The sequence below is a fragment of the Palleronia pelagia genome (genome assembly GCF_900110115.1).
GTDB lineage: Bacteria > Pseudomonadota > Alphaproteobacteria > Rhodobacterales > Rhodobacteraceae > Palleronia > Palleronia pelagia.
Window position 1 is genome coordinate 72575 of record NZ_FOCM01000009.1, and the last position, 16826, is coordinate 89400.

The 16826-nt window shown below is 67.8% G+C and carries 18 protein-coding genes; 14 read left to right on the plus strand and 4 right to left on the minus strand.

The window, feature by feature from the left end; genetic code table 11:
• Positions 1-9: 9 nt before the first annotated feature.
• From BMX96_RS16605 to BMX96_RS16630, 6 genes are all read left to right on the plus strand, one after another.
• On the plus strand, positions 10-330 hold the full coding sequence (locus BMX96_RS16605) for a hypothetical protein (RefSeq protein ID WP_091846494.1): 321 nt from the start codon (positions 10-12) through the stop codon (positions 328-330).
• Complete coding sequence (gene acsF, locus BMX96_RS16610; RefSeq protein WP_091846495.1) at positions 327-1463, plus strand: magnesium-protoporphyrin IX monomethyl ester (oxidative) cyclase; 1137 nt, start codon at positions 327-329, stop codon at positions 1461-1463. Before BMX96_RS16605 ends, acsF begins: the two co-directional genes overlap by 4 nt.
• 52 nt (positions 1464-1515) lie before the next feature.
• The gene (puhE, locus tag BMX96_RS16615; RefSeq protein WP_091846496.1) at positions 1516-2316 is read left to right on the plus strand and encodes a putative photosynthetic complex assembly protein PuhE; all 801 of its coding nucleotides are present in this window, start codon (positions 1516-1518) and stop codon (positions 2314-2316) included.
• Entirely contained in the window at positions 2306-3514 is a 1209-nt protein-coding gene (gene hemA, locus BMX96_RS16620) for a 5-aminolevulinate synthase (protein ID WP_091846497.1), read from the plus strand. Before puhE ends, hemA begins: the two co-directional genes overlap by 11 nt.
• Before the next feature lie 99 nt (positions 3515-3613).
• Positions 3614-4105, plus strand: a complete 492-nt coding sequence (locus BMX96_RS16625) for a pseudoazurin (RefSeq protein WP_236737108.1) — start codon at positions 3614-3616, stop codon at positions 4103-4105.
• 219 nt (positions 4106-4324) lie between these two features.
• The gene (locus BMX96_RS16630) at positions 4325-4771 is read left to right on the plus strand and encodes a c-type cytochrome (RefSeq protein WP_091846498.1); all 447 of its coding nucleotides are present in this window, start codon (positions 4325-4327) and stop codon (positions 4769-4771) included.
• Between the two features lie 75 nt (positions 4772-4846).
• Here the strand turns inward: BMX96_RS16630 and fliP are convergent, their stop codons facing one another.
• The 4 genes from fliP to fliF are packed head-to-tail and all read right to left on the minus strand — an operon-like array spanning position 4847 to position 8162.
• A complete protein-coding gene (fliP, locus tag BMX96_RS16635) occupies positions 4847-5593 on the minus strand; it encodes a flagellar type III secretion system pore protein FliP (protein ID WP_407944677.1) in 747 nt (248 codons plus the stop codon).
• A gap of 1 nt (position 5594) precedes the next feature.
• Positions 5595-5888: a FliM/FliN family flagellar motor switch protein gene (locus tag BMX96_RS16640; protein ID WP_091846552.1), complete on the minus strand. Its 294-nt coding sequence runs from the start codon at positions 5886-5888 to the stop codon at positions 5595-5597.
• 13 nt (positions 5889-5901) lie between these two features.
• A complete protein-coding gene (locus BMX96_RS16645) occupies positions 5902-6498 on the minus strand; it encodes a FliH/SctL family protein (protein WP_091846499.1) in 597 nt (198 codons plus the stop codon).
• The gene (gene fliF, locus BMX96_RS16650) at positions 6495-8162 is read right to left on the minus strand and encodes a flagellar basal-body MS-ring/collar protein FliF (RefSeq protein WP_236737109.1); all 1668 of its coding nucleotides are present in this window, start codon (positions 8160-8162) and stop codon (positions 6495-6497) included. The genes BMX96_RS16645 and fliF overlap by 4 nt, the downstream gene beginning before the upstream one ends.
• Positions 8163-8247: 85 nt before the next feature.
• Between fliF and BMX96_RS16655 the strand changes: the two genes are divergently transcribed.
• From BMX96_RS16655 to BMX96_RS16690, 8 genes are all read left to right on the plus strand, one after another.
• Complete coding sequence (locus BMX96_RS16655; RefSeq protein ID WP_091846501.1) at positions 8248-8751, plus strand: flagellar basal body-associated FliL family protein; 504 nt, start codon at positions 8248-8250, stop codon at positions 8749-8751.
• Positions 8752-8762: 11 nt separating this feature from the next.
• Positions 8763-9173, plus strand: coding sequence for a hypothetical protein (locus BMX96_RS16660; RefSeq protein WP_236737110.1), 411 nt, complete (start codon positions 8763-8765; stop codon positions 9171-9173).
• A gap of 50 nt (positions 9174-9223) precedes the next feature.
• Positions 9224-9796: a MotE family protein gene (locus tag BMX96_RS16665; RefSeq protein ID WP_236737111.1), complete on the plus strand. Its 573-nt coding sequence runs from the start codon at positions 9224-9226 to the stop codon at positions 9794-9796.
• A 28-nt stretch (positions 9797-9824) separates the two neighbouring features.
• Complete coding sequence (motA, locus tag BMX96_RS16670; protein ID WP_091846503.1) at positions 9825-10688, plus strand: flagellar motor stator protein MotA; 864 nt, start codon at positions 9825-9827, stop codon at positions 10686-10688.
• Entirely contained in the window at positions 10685-12727 is a 2043-nt protein-coding gene (locus BMX96_RS16675) for a hypothetical protein (RefSeq protein WP_091846504.1), read from the plus strand. Before motA ends, BMX96_RS16675 begins: the two co-directional genes overlap by 4 nt.
• 190 nt (positions 12728-12917) lie before the next feature.
• A complete protein-coding gene (gene flhA / locus BMX96_RS16680) occupies positions 12918-14948 on the plus strand; it encodes a flagellar biosynthesis protein FlhA (protein WP_236737112.1) in 2031 nt (676 codons plus the stop codon).
• Positions 14945-15718 (plus strand): flagellar biosynthetic protein FliR, encoded by a 774-nt coding sequence (locus BMX96_RS16685; RefSeq protein WP_091846506.1) that lies wholly within the window; start codon positions 14945-14947, stop codon positions 15716-15718. The genes flhA and BMX96_RS16685 overlap by 4 nt, the downstream gene beginning before the upstream one ends.
• Complete coding sequence (locus tag BMX96_RS16690; RefSeq protein ID WP_091846507.1) at positions 15715-16797, plus strand: EscU/YscU/HrcU family type III secretion system export apparatus switch protein; 1083 nt, start codon at positions 15715-15717, stop codon at positions 16795-16797. Before BMX96_RS16685 ends, BMX96_RS16690 begins: the two co-directional genes overlap by 4 nt.
• Positions 16798-16826: the final 29 nt, after the last annotated feature.

Sequence of the window (16826 nt, forward strand, 5' to 3'; positions counted from 1 at the left end):
GGAACCGACATGGGACTTCTGACCAGATACACCGAGACCGCGCCCTGCACGGTCGAGGTGGTGCATAAATTCGAGGAGCTGAGCGCGCATGTCCGGCTGGACAACGGCGCCACGATCAATCCCGGCGACAGCGTGCTGGTGCACGGCACGCCGGTGATGGCCCCCTGGGGCGAGGCGGTGAGCGAACAGCGCATGGCCACCATCACCCGCGCCAGCCTGATCGAGCGGCTGTGGACCCGCCTGACCGGCGATATGGAGTTCATGGAGCTGTGCGAGTTCTCGTTCTCGGACGAGACGCGCGCCACCGGCACCGGGGGGATCGCGGCATGAACGTTCAGACCCAACCCGCAAGCCACACCGCCGATGCCACCACGGTCGAGGAGGGGCTTGCCATCCAGCAGGCCCAGTCGAAGTTCGACAGCAAGGCCGCGACCGACCTGGCGATGCAGAACACGCTGCTGACGCCGCGCTTCTACACCACCGATTTCGACGAGCTCGACGCCATCGACGTCAGCCCGGTCCGCGCGGACTGGGACAAGCTGATGGAGCAGATGCGCAACGACCCCAACAAGGGCCATTTCCGCAAGACCGAGGACTGGGACGCCGTCGACTGGGAAAACATGGATCCCGAGCTGAAGGCCGAGGCGCTGGATTTCCTGATCTCGTCCTGCACCGCCGAGTTCTCGGGCTGCGTGCTTTATAAGGAGATGAAGCGACGCGGCACGAACGAGGACATCAAGGAGCTGTTTTCCTACATGTCCCGCGACGAGGCGCGGCACGCGGGCTTCATCAACGACGCCCTGCGCGAGGCGGGCGTAGCGGTGAACCTGGGCTTCCTGACGCGCGAGAAGAAATACACCTACTTCCGCCCGAAGTTCATCTACTACGCCACCTACCTGAGCGAGAAGATCGGCTACGCCCGGTACATCACGATCTACCGCCACCTCGAGGCGAACCCCGAGCATCGGTTCCACCCGATCTTCAAGTGGTTCCGCGAGTGGTGCAACGACGAGTTCAGCCATGGCGAGGCCTTCGCCCTGCTGATGCGCACCGATCCGAAGATCACCCAGAGCTTTGCCAACCGCCTGTGGATCCGGTTCTTCCTGACGGCGGTCTATTCGACCATGTGGGTGCGGGACCACGCGCGGCCGAAGTTCCACGAGGCGCTGGGCGTCGATATCGACTGGTACGACATGGAGGTCTTCCGCAAGACCAGCACCATCGCGCGCCAGGTGTTCCCGATCGAGCTGGACATCGACAACCCGCGGTTTCGGTCAGGCTGCGAGCGGATGAACCGCGCGGCCATCGCCATGGACGCGGCCAAGGCCCGCGGCGGTGTGGGCGGTCTGCTGGGACGGATCGCGGCGGGGGCCAACGCGGCCTTCGCCTTCGCCAACCTCTACACCATCCCGGTGAAGAAGAACGAGGTGCCCGAGAACGTCCGGCTCGAGCCGGCGTTTTGAGGCGCGGTCCGATCCCTCTGCGGAGGGTCGGACCTGGAAGGAGGAGAGACGCTTGACCAACCCCTGGATCGCCGCGGCCCTGGCGCTGTTCGTCTGGTGGTTTTCCACCGGCGCGATCCTGTGGGCGGTCAAGCGCGCCGACGGGCGCGGGCCGGGCGCCCATGGGCGAGTGGTCCTGCTGGGCCTGCCGCTGCTGGTGGCGGGCGTGGCCGGCGTGATCCTGACGCGCAACAGCGTGGGCGCCCCCGCGCTTTACGGCGGGTTCCTGTCGGCGCTGGCCGTCTGGGGCTGGATCGAGATGGCCTTCCTCACCGGCACGGTCACGGGGCCCGGGCGCGGGCCGCTGCCGTTCTGCATGACCGAGGGCCAACGGTTCCGCGCCGCCTGGGCGGTGCTGGCGTGGCACGAGCTGCTTTTGCTGGCGGGCTTCGTGCTGGTGGCGCTGGCGACCTTCGGCGCGGCGAACGACCTGGCCTTCTGGACCTACGCGGTGCTGTTCTTCGCCCGCATCTCGGCCAAGCTGAACATCTTCCTGGGCGTGCCGCGCATCAATACCGAGTTCCTGCCCGCCCCGCTGGCGCACCTGCCCAGCTATTTCCGGCAGGGGCCGGTGAGCTGGCTGTTCCCACTGTCGATCCTTGTGCTGACGCTGGCCGTCTTCTGCTGGATCGAACGGCTGGCCGTCACGGGCGAGACGCGCTTCGCCCTGCTTCTGACCCTGACCGCGCTGGCCCTGCTCGAACACTGGTTGATGGTGCTGCCGCTGCCCGACGCGAAACTCTGGCGCTGGATGATCCCGGCGCCGCGACCGACTGACGATTTGCCGAAAAGTGAGAAACGCCATGGATTTTGACGCGCTGTTCCGCACCCAGCTGGACGAGTTGAAGGACGAGGGGAACTACCGCGTCTTCGCCGACCTGGAACGGCGCTGCGGCGCGTTTCCCAAGGTGCGCAACCACGGGCCGGGGCCGGACAAGGTCACCGTCTGGTGTTCCAACGACTACTTGGGCATGGGCCAGCATCCGGACGTGGTGGAGGCCATGGTGGACACCGCGCGGAGATGTGGAACTGGCGCCGGCGGCACGCGCAACATCTCGGGCACCGCGCATCACCACGTGGCGCTGGAGTCGGAACTCGCGGACCTGCACGGAAAAGAGGACGCGCTGCTGTTCTCATCCGGCTACGTTTCGAACTGGGCGGCGCTGGGCACGCTGGGCGCGCGGATCCCGAACGCGGTGATCCTGTCGGACGCGCTGAACCACGCCAGCATGATCGAGGGCATCCGCCATTCCCGCGCCGACAAGGTGATCTGGAAGCACAACGACCCCGAGGACCTGGACCGCAAGCTGGCGGCCTGCGGCGACCGGCCCAAGATCGTCGCCTTCGAGAGCGTCTATTCCATGGATGGCGACATCGCCCCCATCGCCGAGATCTGCGACGTGGCCGAGAAGCACGGCGCCATGACCTATATCGACGAGGTGCACGCGGTCGGCATGTACGGGCCCCGCGGCGGCGGCGTGGCCGAGCGCGAGGGGCTGATGCACCGCATCGACCTGATCGAGGGGACGCTGGGCAAGGCCTTCGGCACCTTCGGCGGCTATATCACCGGCTCGGCCTCCCTGTGCGATTTCATCCGCTCGTTCTCCAGCGGGTTCATCTTCACCACTGCCCTGCCGCCCGCCGTGGCGGCGGCGGCCACGGCGTCGATCCGGCACCTGAAATCCAGCGGGGTCGAGCGCGACATGCAGAAACGCCAGGTGGCCCAGCTGCGCGCCAAGCTGGACGCCCACGGCATCCCGCACCTGCCGAACCCCAGCCACATCATCCCGGTGATGATCAAGGACCCGGTCAAGTGCCGCATGATCAGCGACATCCTGATGGAGGATTGGGGGATCTACGTGCAGCCCATCAACTATCCCACCGTGCCCAAGGGGACCGAGCGGCTGCGCTTCACCCCCGGGCCGCTACACAGCGACGCGGATATCGACCACCTGGTCGCCGCGCTGAACACGCTGTGGGGCCAGTGCGCCCTGGCCCGACGGGTGGCGTGACGTCGCATCGCGTTGATCGCCCGCGGGCCGTCTCTAACTCGTTCGTCGTAAGCGGGGCCGCCCGGCCCCCCAAGCCAGATGAAGAGTATGAGGACGTCAATGAAGATTACCCGTCGTAACCTGATCGCCTCGGCCTCGGCCGCCGCCATCCTGTCGCCCGCCGCGCTGCGCGCGCAAAACAGCGAGCCCACGGTCCACGAGGTCGAGATGCTGAACCGCGACCCCGACACCGGCGATATCATGGTGTTCCGGCCGGCCGTCATCAAGGTGAACCCCGGCGACACCGTGCGCTTCGTGGCCACCGACCGCGGGCACAATTCGGAAGCCTTCGACGATGCGGTGCCCGAGGGCGTCGAGGCCTGGAACGGCAACATCAACGAGGAGTTCGAGATCACCCTCGATACCGAGGGCGCCTATGGCTATCACTGCACGCCGCACCTGTCCGCGGGCATGGTCGGCATCATCCTGGTGGGCGACAATGTCGACAATCTCGACGCGCTGCGGGACGTCCGCGTGCGCGGCCGCGCCAGCGCGCGCTGGGAAGACTACATCGCCCGGGCCGAAGAGATGATGGCCGAGACGGCCAGCTGATCGGCGATCGTCATAGATAAAATGACCTGGCGGCGGCGGCGCGATTGCGTCGCCGTTTCCGTTTGTGCGGAAATTTTTCCGGCAAACCACTGGACTTGTGACACATGTACGCCATGCTCTGGACTCGGCGCGTCCGTAAGTCGCGGGCGGCGGCCCCTTGGCTTGCGCCATGGTGGCACCGTTCGGGACGCTTTAGCGTGCATCAGTTCGGAGGATTCCATGAAGACCCACGTCACTACCGTCATTGCCGCGGCATTGCTGTCGGCACCCGCCTGGGCCGAGAGCCATGTCAGCGGCGACGCCGCCGCGGGCGAAAGCGTATTCAACCAGTGCCAGACCTGCCACGTGGTGCAGAACGAGGACGGCGAAACGCTGGCCGGTCGCAACGGGCGCCAGGGGCCGAACCTGTACGGCGTCGTCGGCCGCCAGGCCGGGACCGAGGATTTCCGCTATGGCGACTCGATCGTCGAGGCGGGCGAAGCCGGGCTGGTCTGGGACGAGGAGAGCCTGACCGCCTACCTGCAGGATCCGACCGGTTACCTGCGCGAGTATCTCGACGACAGCCGCGCGCGCGGCAAGATGAGCTACCGTGTGCGGTCCGAAGAGGACGCGAGGGATGTCATCGCCTTCCTCGCGCAGTACGGCCCCGAGGACAGCGGAAGCTGATCCGATCGCACAGCGACACGACCGAAAAGCCGCCCCTCGCCGGGCGGCTTTTTCTTTGGCGCCCGCGCGAGGATCTCAGAAGTAGCTGCGCACCAGCGCGGTCGAGATCAGGGTCCAGCCGTCGGCCACGGCGAAGAAGGCCAGCTTGAACGGCAGCGACACGATGGCCGGTGGCACCATCATCATCCCCATGGACATGAGCACGGCCGCGACCACCAGGTCGATGATGAGAAACGGCATGAAGATGAGAAAGCCGATCTGGAAGGCGCGTTCGATCTCGGACAGCAGGAACGACGGCACCAGCAGCGACAGCGGCGATTGCGGGGTCAGCGGCGCGACGGGCTCGGGCCGCAGGGTCGACAGCGCCTCGAATGTGCGCGGGTCGATGCGCCCGGCCATGAAGTCGCGGAACGGGTTCAGCGCGCGCGGCAGGGCCTCCTCCACCGTGATGGCGCCGTCGACCAGCGGCGTGACCCCGTCGCGCCAAGCCGTGAGAAAGACCGGCTCCATCACGAAATAGGTCAGGAACAGCGCCAGCGTGACGATCAGCATGTTGGGCGGCGATTGCTGCAGGCCGATGCCCTGTCGCAGGATCGACAGCACCGTGACGAGGAACGGAAAGCAGGTGATCATGATGGCGAGCCCGGGCACCAGGCTCAGCACCGTGAGCAGCACCAGGAGCTGCACCGCCCGACCCGCAAGGCTGCCGTCGCTGCCGAAATCGATGCTGACCTCCTGCGCGGTGGCTGGGCCTGCCCCAAGGATGAGGCACAGCACCAACGCGGGCGCCATGAGGGCGATCAGGCGACGGGCAGCGCCCATGTCACAGGCCCGATTTCAAATCGGCCACTTCGGTCAGGCGCACGACGAGCTGCCCCGAACTGCCGCCCTCGAGCTCCTGCAAGGCACCGCGGGCGATGAGCCGGTCCCCGACATAAAGCTCGACCGGGTCGTCCACATGGCTGTCCAGCGGCAGGATCGCATCCTGCCCCATTCGCAGAAGGTCGCTGAGCCGCGGGCGGGCCTTGCCCACCGACACGGTGATTTCTACCGGGACCTGCGTGAACGGATGCTGGGACAGGGGCGTCGCCCCCTTGTCGTCCTCGGCGGCATCCATCGGTTGGATCGCGTCATCCATGGGCCAGTGTCTCCTTGTTGATGGTGTCCAATGCGGCGAAGGCGTCGTCCAGCACGCGGTCGAGCGCGCCGAGATCCAGCCGAAGCTCGCTCTCGGCGCCGAGCCGCAGGTGAAGCTCGCCGGGGGGCAGGTCCGCATCCTCGCGCGGGACGATCGGCAATCCTGCGACATCACGCAGGGATGGCGCCAGCGTCTCGGCCGCGCCGGGCGGCACGAGCAGCGTGATCTCGGGCGCGGCGCCGGCATCGATCAGCGCGTCGATCTCTTCGGCCAGGCGATGGGCCAGCGTCTCGTGCAGTATGCGCGGCAGGGCGTGGGACAGCGCCTGCATCAGGAGGGGCTGGACCGTGCGCATGACGTGCGCGCGCGCTTCGTGGAAGGTGAAGGTCAGGTCCTGCAGATGGGCGGCAAGCTCGGCCTCGGCGCCCTCGATCTCGGCCCGGGTGGCGGCGGCGCCGTCATCCCAACCGGCACCGTAGCCTTCATCGTAGGCGGCCAGCCGATCCTGCTGGGTCACCTCCTGGACCGAGGTCTCGGGCTCGGGCGCGAAATCATCGAAATTCTCGAGGGCAATGGGGCGGGCGGTCACGACTTCACCTCGTCTTCTTCCATCCAGCTGCGCAGGATCTGCAGCGATTCGTCCTGCCGTTCGTCGATCAGGTTGCGCAGCCGTTCGACCGCGCCGGGCGTCGCATCATCCGCGTCGTCGGACCCTCCGCCGAAGTCGGCCAGCGACTGGGTCTCTTTCAGGCTGGCGGGCGTGTCGTCGGGGTCGATCTCACCGAAGAGCGGCGCCGACATGAACGGGGGCGGCTCGAACCCGAGGGCGGGCGCTTCGGGCTCGGGCGAGGCGGCTTTCTGGGTTAGGATCGGGCGCACCACGAACAGGCCGAGGACCAGGGCCACCACGGCCAGGATGCCCAGCTGGATCAGGCGCATCGCGTCGATGGCCAGGCCCGCGCCCATGAGACCGCCGGGCCCGGTGCCGTCGTCGGGCAGGGGCTGGAACTGCATGGTCTGGATCGTCAGCTCGTCGCCCCGCTCGGCGTTGAACCCGACGGCAGCGGCGACCAGGGCGCGCAGGGCCTCCATCTCGTCCTCGGGGCGGGGGGCCCATGCGGGGTCGCCGTCGGGCCCCGGCGCGGTGATCCCGTCGACCAGCACCGCCGTGGTGATGCGGTCGATGGCACCGGGCGCGCGCAGGATCTCGCGTTGGATCTCGGAGACCTCGAAATTGGTGCGTTCGCGGGTTTCCGAGCTTGAGGCCTGGGATTGCTGTTCGCTTCCGCCGTCGGCGTCGCCATCCGGCAGGTTCGACGCCACCGTGACCGATGCGCCGCCCGTGCCGCTTTCGCTCGAGGTCGATTCGGTGCGGTCCTGGCTGATGGCCACGCGGCTGTCGGGTTCGATCCGGCGCTCGGTGATTTGCTCGCGGTCGGTGACGGTCTCGATGTTCACCTCGACCACCGCGTTTCCGTATCCCACCCGCGCCTCGAGCAGCCGTTCCACGTTGCGTTTCAGCGCGGCGGCGCGGTCGGCGGCGTCGCCGGCCGGTGTGTCGCCTTCGGGTCCTGCCAAGATGACGCCGCCATTGGAATCGATCACCGAGACGTTCTCGGGCGCGAGGCCGCTGACCGCCGAGGCGACCAGGAACCGCAGCGCACGCGCGTGGGCCGCGCCCAGCCCGCCCTGCGCCGGTGTGACCGTGACCGAGGCGGTCGGGGTCACGTCCCGCTGGAAGGGCTTGGTGCCCGAATTGGCGATATGGACCCGCGCGGCGGTGATCGCGGGGCTGGCGACGATCGTGCGGGCCAGCTCGCCCTCTTTCGCGCGCCAGTAGGCCGCGTCGAACATCTGGCTGGTGGTGCCGAAGCCGGTCATCCGGTCCAGAAGCTCGTAGCCCTGGCCGGAATTGGCCGGCAGCCCTTCGGCGGCCAGGGTCATGCGCAGCTGGTCGCGCTGGGTCGAATCGACATAGATCGCGCCGCCGCGGACGGAATAGGTCACGCCACGCTGTTCCAGCGCCGACACGACCTCGCCCGCCGCGCTGTTGTCGAGCTCGGCGTAGAGCAGCGCGAGGCCCGGCCGTGTCGCCATGCGCCCCAGTCCGATCACCATGATCACCACGGCCACCAGCGCGAGCGCGGCGACCACACGCTTCTGCACACTGAGGTCCGACCAGGTATTCGCCAATTGCTGCAAGACCGATCTCCTATCACCCGGGCGGCTTCTGCCGCGTCTTGTGCGACCCATTTAGATCGGCGCCGCTTAACAATCGGTTAGTTAAAGTCCGGCTATGCAGGCCCCCGACGAAAGTGATCGCAAAGGGGCGCAGACCATGGCGGATTCGGACGAAACGGCCGAGCAGCCGGCGGGGAAATCGGGAAAGATGGGCCTGATCCTCGGGGTTGTCGGTGCGCTGGCGGCCGGTGGCGGCGGGTTCTTCGCCGTGAGCCAGGGCCTGATTCTCGCCCCTCCTGCGGCCGAGACGGAAACCGCGCCGGAGGAAACGGCGGAATCGCCCGAGGCCGAACCGCTCCCCGATGTGGCCTTCGTCCCGCTCGAGCCGATCATGGTCTCGCTCCAGCCCGGCGGGGGCGCCACGCATCTGCGGTTCCGCGCCGAGCTCGAGGTGCCGGGCGACGGTGCCGCCGCTGTGACCGAGCTGATGCCGCGGGTGATCGACGTGCTGAACGGCTACCTCCGCGCGGTCGAGCCCAGCGTTCTGAGCGCACCCGACGCGCTGACGCGCTTGCGTGCGCAGATGCTTCGCCGCGTGCGGATGGTCGTGGGCGAGGACCGCGTGAACGACCTCTTGGTGATGGAATTCGTGCTGACTTGAAGGGGGCCGGAATGGACCTGATTGCGGATATGCTGTTGATCTTCGGCGCGGCGGGCGTCGCGTTCTACTGCTTCATTCTCTCGCGTCGGCTGACGCGCTTCACCAATCTCGAACATGGGGTCGGCGGCGCCGTGGCCGTTCTGTCGGCCCAGGTCGATGATCTGACGAAGGCCTTGGAGCGGGCGCGGGCGGAAACGGCCGAATCCGGCGCCGATCTGCGAGCATTGACCGAAAGGGCCGAGGTCGTGTCGCGCAAGCTCGAGCTGCATGTGGCGTCACTGCACGACCTGCCGGACGGGGGATCGCCCCCGCAGGCCGCGTCGTCTGCGCACGCGCCCGAACCGCGCTCCGCGCCCACTGCCGCGACGGCGGCGACCCCGTCCTTCTTCGCAACCAAGCGTAGCACGAAGGAGGTGGCGTAATGGGTGTGCGAGCTCGGAAAGTGCGTCGGAGAGGGACAAGGCTGCGCCGCGTGGGCCTCGGCGCGCTTCCGATCCTCGCCGGGCTGCTGATGGCGTCGGGCCTCGTGCGCCTGGGCGACGGTACCGCCAGCGCGGTTCTGCGCGGCCTTGGGGCCGTGGCTGTCGCGGCGACGCCTGAATCACCAGTGCAGGAAGAGGGCGCCGATGCCGGGCCGGACCTGGATGAGATCCTGTCCGCCCTGCGCGAGCGTGAGTCCTTGCTGGACGAGCGAGAGGCCCGATTGGCCGCGCGCGAGGCGCGTTTGTCCGAGCTTGAAGGCCGTCTGCAAGCCCAGATGACCGAGTTGACCGAAGCCGAGGAAAACCTTTCTCGACTTTTGAAGCTGGCGGAAACGGCCGCCGATGACGATCTGACCCGGCTGACGACCGTCTATGAGACGATGAAGGCCAAGGAGGCGGCGGCCCTGTTCTCGCAGATGGAGCCGGCCTTCGCCGCCGGTTTCCTGGGACGCATGCGCCCCGAGGCCGCGGCGGCGATCATGAGCGGGCTCGATGCCGAGACCGCCTATTCCATCAGTGTCATGCTGGCGGGCCGCCACTCGGCCCTGCGCAACGGCGAGTGACAATCGGGCTCTCTGGGGAACACTTCAAATGATCGGAATCATTGGAATCGTCGTGGTGCTGGGCATGGTGTTCGGCGGCTATCTGGCCGCCGGCGGCAAGATGGGCATCATCATCAAGGCCTTGCCGTTCGAGATGATGATGATCATGGGCGCCGCCGTGGGCGCATTCATCCTGTCGAACGACGCGGCTGGCATGAAGCACACGATGAAGGACCTGAAACGGGTCTTTGCCGGACCGAAATGGAAGCACTCGGACTACCGTGATCTGCTGTGCCTGCTTTTCGAACTGGTGCGCCTGACCAAGTCTTCGCCGCTGGAGGTGGAAGAGCACATCGAAAACCCCCAGGGCTCGTCGATCTTCGGCCGGTACCCGCGGATCCAGGCCGACCACGAAGCGGTCGACCTGATCTGCGACACGCTGCGCTCGGCCTCGATGAACTACGACGATCCGCACCAGGTGGAAGAGGTCTTGGAAAAGCGGATCGAGGCGCATTTCCATCACGCCATGCATTCCAGCCACGCCCTGCAGACCGTCGCCGATGGCCTGCCCGCGCTGGGAATCGTCGCGGCCGTGCTGGGCGTGATCAAGACCATGGCCTCGATCGACCAGCCGCCCGAGGTTCTGGGGGGCCTGATTGGCGGCGCGCTGGTGGGCACCTTCCTTGGCGTGTTTCTGGCCTACGGGTTCGTCGGGCCTTGCGCGGCCAAGCTGAAGGCGGTCATCGAGGAGGACGCCCATTTCTACCAGCTGATCCGCGAGGTGCTGGTCGCCAACATGCACAACCACAGCCCGACGATCTGTATCGAGGTGGGTCGCCAGAACACGCCCAGCCACATCCGTCCGGGTTTCAACGAGCTGGAGGAGGCATTGAAGGAGGCCAAGGCGGCATGATCGACCTGAATTTCCTCCGGTTGGGGCTTGTGGTGCTCGGCCTGACGCTGGCCGCCCAGGCGGCGGCGCAGGACGTGTCAGTGCGCAGCGCGGATCACCTGACCTTTACTCGTGTCGTGGTCGATTTCGAGGATGACGCCCCGCGTGACGTCTCGCGTGAAGGCGAACGGATCCTCGTTCGCTCGGAGGGGGGCGAACGTTTCGAACTCGACGGGGTTTATCGCCGCATCCCGCGTGAACGTGTCGCGCGCATCGTCGGTGACGGTCCCGGACAGCTGGTGATAGAACTGGCCTGCGACTGTCCCTTTGAAAGCTTCCGGTTGCCCAATGGCGGCCTGGTCATCGACGTGGCCGACCCGGGGCCGAACGGGCGCCCGCCGGCGATCCGCGAGGCGCGCGCCGAGGTCGCCACGCCGTCCCCGACCCTTGGCGAGGCGCTGGACCTTCCTCCGCCCCCCACATTCCTCCCGGGACTGTTGGCCAATCGCCTTGCGGACGATTCCGCGCCTCTAGCCGACGCTGCGACCGAGCTGCGCGCATCCTTGTCCGAACAGTTCGCCCGCGGTGCGGCGCAAGGTCTGATCCGGGCGGCCGTGCCATCGCAGGGCCCAGCCGACGCCGACACCGCTCCGGCGGCCCCGACGGCACCGGTGCCTGCGCAAGAACTGCCGAATTTGCGGGTGCAAACCCAGGTCGACCGGGACAGCGCTGGGGCAGGGCCATTGGCCGCCCGGGTGGCCTGCCTGCCGGAAGCGGTATCGGATGTCACCTTGTGGGGCGATGGTCGTGAGGCCGGGTGGCCGTCTGCGCCGGTCGACGCGCTTTACGACGATGTCGGTCGGCCGGTGGCGTCGGCGCACGCAACGCGCGCGCGCACCATGCTTTACCTGGGCTTCGGGGCCGAGGCACGTGCGCTTTTGCCCCGCGCAATGCTGGAACGGCAGGAAACCCGCCTGCTGGATGAAATCGCGCGTGTTCTGGATGGCGAGACGCCCGGTGCTCTCCTCTCGGGTCAGGCCGATTGTGACAGTTTTGCCGGGCTATTGGCCATTCTCGATCCTGAACTGTCAGGTGTCGAGGATCCCGATCCCGCACTGCGCCGCCTGGCCGATTTGCCGCGACACCTGCGCGACTTGCTGGGCCCTCGCGTGGCTGAACGGCTGGCGCGGATGGGCGCGACCGAGGCGGCGATCACCGCACGCAACAGCTATGCGCGAGGCACCCCGCCCGATCCCGTGGCCGACGCCTTCGCCGCCGATGCGCTGGATCGCGCGGCGGCGCCCGATGCAACGGCCAACCGCATGCGGCCGGTGGTCGAGACGCGCGCGCCCCGTGCGGCCGAGGCAATGCGCGTTCTGATCGCCGCTGTGGCCGGTGGCGAGGGGGGCGTGCCCTCCGATCTGCTGGAACAGGCTCGCGCCCTCGCGTTCGAGGCGGCGGATCCCGACCGTGCGGCGCTCGAAGCCGAAATCCTGCGGGCCGGCATCGCGGCGGGACGCCTTGCCGAGGTCGCGGACGAAATGGATGCCCTCGCGCGCGCGGGGCGGGGCCCTTTCCCGGCGGTGGAGCGCCTGCTGTTCCGGGCAATCGCAGCGCTGCCCTCAGACGCCGCTTTTCTGCGGGCCATGGTGCCGCTCACCGATCGCCCGGTGGCCGACGACGATACGCGGCTGGCCATCGCGACCCGACTGGCCGATCTGCGCCTGATGCCGGCCGCGGAGCGGGTGATCGACGCGTCGGGCCAAGTGCCCGTCCGGGCTGAACGTGTGCTGCGTGCCCGCATCGCCGCCGAGGACGGCAAGGCGCGGATCGCCGAAAGCTACATCACCGGGCTCGAAGGCCCCGAGATCGCAGCCCTGCGCACCGAACTGGCCGAAATCCAGGCGCCGCCCGCGTCCGAAGCACAAGCCGCGCCGGCCGAGACCGCGGCGGCGCCGCCACCAGCCCTGCAACGATCCGAGATCGCCGATGGCATCGAGACTCTGGCCCGCAGCGCGACCCTACGTGACGAAATCGACGCCCTGCTGTCCGAGGAATGACAGCGCGCTTACCCCGCACGAAATTCCGGGACTGGTCCCCGGACAGGTTTAGAAGGACCGCACATGATCGCCCACTCGTCCCGACCGGAAACTTGCCGCCGTCCCATGTGCCTTCGGATCCGGAAGGTGCGCCGTGACGCTTGACCTGCGCTCGATCTTCCAACCAACGATCCTGCTGGCCCTGGCGCTGATGGCGGTGATCGTGATGATGATCCTGCCCATGCCGGCCCGGGTGCTGGACGCGGGCCTGGCGGCATCCTTCGCGCTGGCCATCACCATGTTCACCACGACGCTCTTCATCGAGCGGCCCCTTGATTTCTCGTCCTTCCCGACGATCCTGCTGGCGTCGCTCATGCTGCGGTTGTCGCTGAATGTATCGTCCACCAAGCTGATCATCGGCGAGGGTCATACCGGCACCAACGCCGCCGGCGAGGTCATCGAGGGCTTCGCCATGTTCGTCATGGGTGGCAGCGTCGTGCTGGGCCTGGTGGTCTTCGGCGTGCTCCTGATCGTGAACTTCATCGTGATCACGAAAGGCGCCGCGCGCATGGCCGAGGTTGGCGCGCGCTTCGCCCTGGACGGGATGCCCGGCAAGCAGCTGGCCATCGACAGCGACATGAGCGCCGGCGCGATCGACCACGCCGAGGCGAAACTGCGCCGCGAGACCGAGCAGCAGGAGACGACCTTCTTCGGCTCGCTCGACGGTGCGTCCAAGTTCGTGAAGGGCGACGCCATCGCAGGGCTGTTGATCACGCTGCTGAACTTGGTCATGGGGTTGATCATCGGGCTGGCGATCCACGGGATGCCGCTGGGTCGCGCTTTCGAGACCTACGCCATCCTCACCGTGGGCGACGGGCTGGTCACCCAGATCCCCGCCGTCATCATTTCGATCGCCTCGGCGCTGCTTCTGGCGCGGGGCGGGGCCACCGGCTCGACCGACCTGGCGGTGGTTTCGCAGCTGGGCCGGCACCCCGCCGCGCTGATTACCGTGGCGGTTCTGCTGGGGCTATTCGCGCTGGTGCCGGGCCTGCCTTTCCTGCCGTTCCTGGCCGGGGGCATGGTCATGGGGTTCGCCGGTTGGCGCGCGGCCCGCGCGCGCGAGGCCGCGCGTGCGTCCCCCGAGACTGACGATGCGGCAAGCGCGGCCGTGCCCACCGGCCCGAGCATGGGGGACGTGCTGGATCTCGACGATATCCACCTAGAATTCGCGTCCGACCTGGTGCCCATGGTCCTGGATCCGGCCAACGGGCTGGACGCGCGGATCGGCAACATGCGCCACCACGTCGCCGCCCGTTTCGGGCTGATCCTGCCCGAGATCCGGCTGACCGACGACGCGGGCCTGCCCCCGGGCCGCTACGTGATCCGGGTTCACGGGGTCGAACGGGTCAGCGACACGCTCTACCCCGAACAGGTCTTGGCGCTCGTGCCGGAAGACTCGGTCACCCTTCCGCCCGGCACCGACGTGGACGAGCCGGTCTACGGCGCGCCCGCCCGCTGGATCGAACCCGGCGACGGCGACGAGCTGGCGACCACGGGCCTGACCATCGTGTCCCCGCCTGAGGTGCTGGCCACCCACCTGCTGGAGGTCATCAAGCAGAACTTCCCGCGTCTTCTGACGCTGAAGGCCCTTCGCCGACTGCTGGACGAATTCGTGCAACCCAGCGATCCCGACCGGGCGGCGGCCAACCGCAAACTGGTGGACAGTCTCGTGCCCGAGAAGGTGCCGGTCGAGCTTCTGTTGTCGGTGTTGCGCCTGCTGCTGGAGGAGCGTGTGTCGATCCGAAACCTGCCGGTGATCCTCGAGGTCGTGGCCGGTGCGCGCGGCACGGCCGTCTCGCCCGAGGCGATCTGCGAGCTGGTGCGTCAGCGCCTGGGCTATCAGATGGTGGCCGAGCTGAAGCGGCCGGACGGAACCGTGCCTTTGGTGCAGATGGCGCCCGAGTGGGACCAGGTCTTCACCGCGCATCAATTGGACGGCGACGAAGCGGGTCTGAACGTCGCCCTGCCCCCCGAAGACTTCAATCGGCTGGTCGAGCATACGGCCGAACGCTTTGCCGCCTTGGCCGAGCAGGGCGTGTCGGCGGCGCTGGTCACGCCCGCGCGGCGGCGGCGGTTCATGCGGATGGTCATGTCCGCCCGCGGAATCACGAACCCCGTGCTCAGCTTCGAGGAACTGGGGACCGAGGCGCGGCCGGCGCTGGTGGGCATGGTCGCGGCATGAGCGAGGACCTCGCCCTTCTGCTCGATACGGCGCGCGCGGCGCTGTGGACCGGGTTCGTGGTGTTCCTGCGCGTGGGGGCGATCATGGCGCTTCTGCCCGCCTTCGGTGACCGGATGATCCCGATGCGGGTCCGGCTGGTCCTGGCGCTGGCCTTCACCGTCATCACCGCCCCCGCCGTGGTGCCGCTGATCGACCCCGCGATGTTCGACCGGCCGGGATGGCTGCTGGCGACCGAGGTGGTCATCGGGCTGGGTCTCGGCGCCGCGCTGCGGCTGTTCGTCCTGGCGTTGCAGATCACCGGCAGCATCGCCGCCCAGTCAGTCTCCTTGGCGCAGATCTTCGGTGGCCAGAGCATCGATCCCCAACCCGCGATCGGCCACGTGATCGTCATCTCGGGCCTCTGCCTGGCCGTGTTGTCGGGGCTGCACGTGAAGGTCGCCCAGATGATCGTGTTTTCCTACGACCTCCTGCCGGCCGGCGACTTTCCGGATCCCGGTGATTTCCTGGCCTGGGGGATTTCGCGGACGGCGCAGGCCTTCGCGCTTGGGTTCACCCTGGCGGCGCCCTTCGTCATCACCTCGCTGATTTACAACCTGGCGCTGGGCGTCATCAACCGGGCCATGCCGCAGCTCATGGTGGCGTTCGTCGGCGCCCCGGCCATCACCGCCGGGGGCCTGATCCTGATGGCGCTGGCCCTGCCGCTCATGCTGCAGGTCTGGCTGCAGGCGATGGATAGCTTCATCGCCGATCCCGGGGGGACGGGTCCGTGAGCGAAGAGGAAGAAGGCGCAGACAAGCCATACGACCCGACGCCGAAGAAGCTCGAGGACGCGCGCGCCAAGGGCGAAGTGCCCCGCTCGACCGACCTCATCACCACCGGCTCCTATGCCGGGCTGCTCCTTGCCGGGGTCGCGGCGGGTGGCAGCGCGCTCGACTCGATGGGGCGGCTGCTTGCGGGCTTGATCGCCCGCGCGCCCGAACTGGCCGCGGATATCGGCGCGGGCGGCGGGCTGCCGATCGTGGGGGGCGTCATGGCGCGGACCGGAACAGCGCTGGCCGCCTTCGTATTGCTGCCCATGGGACTGGCGTTGGGTTCCGTCGTGGCGCAGCGGGCGTTCACAGTGACCGGGTCCAAGCTGCAGCCCAAGCTGTCGCGGGTCTCGATCCTGTCGAACGCGCGCAACAAGTTCGGCCGCAACGGCCTGTTCGAGTTCGCCAAGTCGACGGTGAAGATGACGATCTACACGGCAATCCTGCTGTGGTTCCTGGCGCGTGCGATGCCCGAAATCCTCGCCTCGGTCGCAATGGGCCCGCATCACGCGGTCGCGCTACTGCTGGAGTTATGCCTGCGGTTCTTCGCATTGGTGCTGCTGATCTCGGTCGTGATCGGCGGCGCCGATTTCCTGTGGCAGCGGTCCGAGCATCTGCGCAAGCACCGCATGTCGCACAAGGACATGACCGACGAGCAGAAGCAGGCCGAAGGCGACCCGATGATGAAACAGCAGCGTCGCCAGCGCGCGCAGGACATCGCCATGAACCAGATGCTGGCGGATCTTCCGGGTGCGTCGGTGGTGGTGGTGAACCCCACTCATTTCGCCGTGGCGTTGAAGTGGTCGCGCGCGGATGCGGGCGCGCCGCTCTGCGTGGCCAAGGGCGTGGACGAGGTGGCGGCGACCATCCGGCGCATGGCGGTCGAACACGCGGTGCCGATCCACGAAGACCCGCCCACCGCCCGCGCGCTGCACGCAACCGTAGAGATCGGGCAGGAGATCCGGCCCGAGCATTTCGCCGCCGTCGCGGTCGCGATCCGCTTTGCCGAGGAAATGCGCAAGAAGGCTGCGGACCGATGAGCGGGCGACGCGATGGCAATCTCGCGGGT